Consider the following 2,400-nt stretch of genomic DNA (forward strand, 5'->3'; position numbering starts at 1 on the left):
GGCCTCTCCCACGAGGAGATTGTGGATCGGCTGGCCGCTGGTTCCTAGAGGGGGAGCCTTTCTGAAAAACTGCCCTTCCAGGCGGCTGCCGAAGGAGAGAGTTAAGCTTTTCCAAGTCTTAAGACTTGTGAAGATAGGGATGGCTCACCTGCTCAATCCCTCACTTTTTGCGAAGTTTTTTAGCTCCTCAGCCAGCAGGTTCTCAACTGAGAAGCCTCTGTGATCCAAATTGCTAAGAAAGTTATCTATTCCTGGGGATCCCTGCGTAATATATTTTTTCACACGCTCCCCCATCAATTCGTCATCCTAAAATATTAGCTATCCCAGGTCTTGAGTTGGTGAGGGGAGAGAGAAAAAAATGAACGCCCGCGAACGGAGCCAAATCATTGCTTCCGAGTGGATGATTGATAGCCAAAATCCGGTTCATTCTATTTTCCGGCTGAAGCAGAGGGCAACTTACTCCGACGTTACCCTTTGGTGGTTGGCAGTGCAGCTCAACCTGAGCGAACGCAACTCCATTCATTCTGATCCTCGCTAGGGGCCAGAAGCGAACTCCAGCCTAAAACATCCCCCCTCCCACGTTTAACCTCGAAATAAAAAAGAAGAGCTGGACTTCTCAAGCAACAGCTCTTCCGTTGAAGGCAAAAGCGGGGCTCCCGACCCACTCTAATCGGTCGGGGGCAAAGCCGCTACCTGAGCCGTCTGCAGGGGTCGGAGAGGTCGTTGCACAATTTCCGTCGGCAAGGCACTGCGCAAGTGGGCTGCCACTGCCACTGTTGTCACGTCATAGGTCTGAGTAGCCAAACGCGGGTAGAGGCCGATGCCGAGGATGGGCAAGAGCAGGCAGAGGGCGACAGCCATTTCCCGCGGGCGCAGATCCCCTAGATACTCCTCTAGCACCAGCCCGGGATCCTGAGCTCCATAGAACACCTGCCGCAGCAGGGAGAGCAAGTAGATGGGGGTAAGAATGAGGCCTACCGCCGCCAACAGGGCCACCCCTGCCTTAAAGGCCGGCGCATAGGCATCGCTGGTGGTCCAGCCCAGCAACACCGTCAGCTCACCCACAAAGCCGCTCATCCCCGGCAGCGCCAACGAGGCCAAAGCTCCTGCTGTAAACAGGGCAAAGGTTTTAGGCATTTGCTGGGCCAGGCCGCCCAGCTTGTCGAGAGCAAGGGTGTGGGTGCGCTCGTAGGTGATCCCTGTCAAGAAGAAGAGCACCGCCGCAATGAGACCGTGGGAGATCATCTGCAGCAGGGCGCCGTTGAGGCCTAGCTCTGTAAAAGTGGCAATGCCGATTAACACAAAGCCCATGTGGGCAATGGAAGAATAGGCCAGGCGCCGCTTGAGGTGGTTTTGCCCCAAAGCCCCCAGGGCCCCGTAGATGATGTTTACTGTGCCCAACACCGCCAGCACCGGGGCAAAGGACACATGGGCCTCCGGGAGTAGGCCCAGGTTTAGGCGGATGAGGCCGTAGCCCCCCATCTTGAGCAGCACCCCAGCCAAGATCATCGAAATGGGCGCCGAGGCTTCGCTATGGGCATCCGGCAGCCAGGTGTGAAACGGAAAGATGGGCAGCTTCACCCCAAAGGCAATCAGGAAAGCCGCATACGCCAAGACCTGCAGGGCCAGCGGGTAGGATTTTGCGCCCAGCTCTGCCATCTCCAAGCTAAAGCCCTCGCCGTAGAAGGCCATCGCCAGGGATCCCACCAGAATAAAAATAGAGGCGGCAGCGGTGTAGAGGAGGAACTTGGTGGCGGCGTATTGGCGCTGCGGCCCACCCCAAATGGAGATGAGAAGATAAACGGGTACCAGCTCGATCTCCCACATCAAGAAGAAAAGCAGCAGATCCTGCGCCAGGAACACACCCACCTGGGCGCCATACATCAATAGCAGCAGGAAGAAAAACAGGCGCGGCTTCTGGGCTACCTCCCAAGCCGCCACCATCGCCAAAGTCGTAATCAAGCCCGAGAGCAACACCAGCGGGAAGGACAGGCCATCCACCGCCAGCGACCAGTGAAACCCAATTTGGGGTACCCAGGCGTAGCGTTCTGCCAGTTGCAGCGAAAAATCCCGCAAGTCGTAGCGCTGCCCGAAAACATAGACCATCAGGCCCAAATCCAAAGCCCCCACCGCCAGGGCATACCAACGCACCCAGCGGCTCTGGGGGATCAAGGGGATTCCAAAGGCACCCAGCAGCGGCAGGAGCACCAGGACTGACAGCCAGGGAAACTCAAGAGAACTGCTCATGACTGGAAATGGGAATAAGTACTTATGCTCAATATCTCACTAATATGAAGCTATGTAAACAAATGGAAAGGGAGATTTACAAAAAAATCTGCGCCAGAGCGCAGATCTAGGTCCCCTCTCCAACGCTTGTCATGGAGAGCGCCTAAAGGATCT

General features: G+C 56.2%; 2 protein-coding genes. One reads left to right on the plus strand and one right to left on the minus strand.

The window, feature by feature from the left end:
* Positions 1–358 precede the first annotated feature (358 nt).
* The gene (locus tag NW827_RS11235; RefSeq protein ID WP_414360001.1) at positions 359–538 is read left to right on the plus strand and encodes a hypothetical protein; all 180 of its coding nucleotides are present in this window, start codon (positions 359–361) and stop codon (positions 536–538) included.
* Between the two features lie 128 nt (positions 539–666).
* On the opposite strand, the gene NW827_RS11240 is transcribed toward NW827_RS11235, so the two are convergent.
* On the minus strand, positions 667–2,247 hold the full coding sequence (locus NW827_RS11240; RefSeq protein WP_414360004.1) for an NAD(P)H-quinone oxidoreductase subunit 4: 1,581 nt from the start codon (positions 2,245–2,247) through the stop codon (positions 667–669).
* Positions 2,248–2,400: the final 153 nt, after the last annotated feature.

This window comes from Synechococcus sp. H70.1, from assembly GCF_047502705.1.
Lineage (GTDB): Bacteria > Cyanobacteriota > Cyanobacteriia > Thermostichales > Thermostichaceae > Thermostichus.

Bases quoted from the DNA above. Each gene is read 5' to 3' on its own strand.
- NW827_RS11240 (WP_414360004.1), bottom strand. From the start codon at position 2,247: ATGAGCAGTTCTCTTGAGTTTCCCTGGCTGTCAGTCCTGGTGCTCCTG.
- NW827_RS11235 (WP_414360001.1), top strand. From the start codon at position 359: ATGAACGCCCGCGAACGGAGCCAAATCATTGCTTCCGAGTGGATGATT.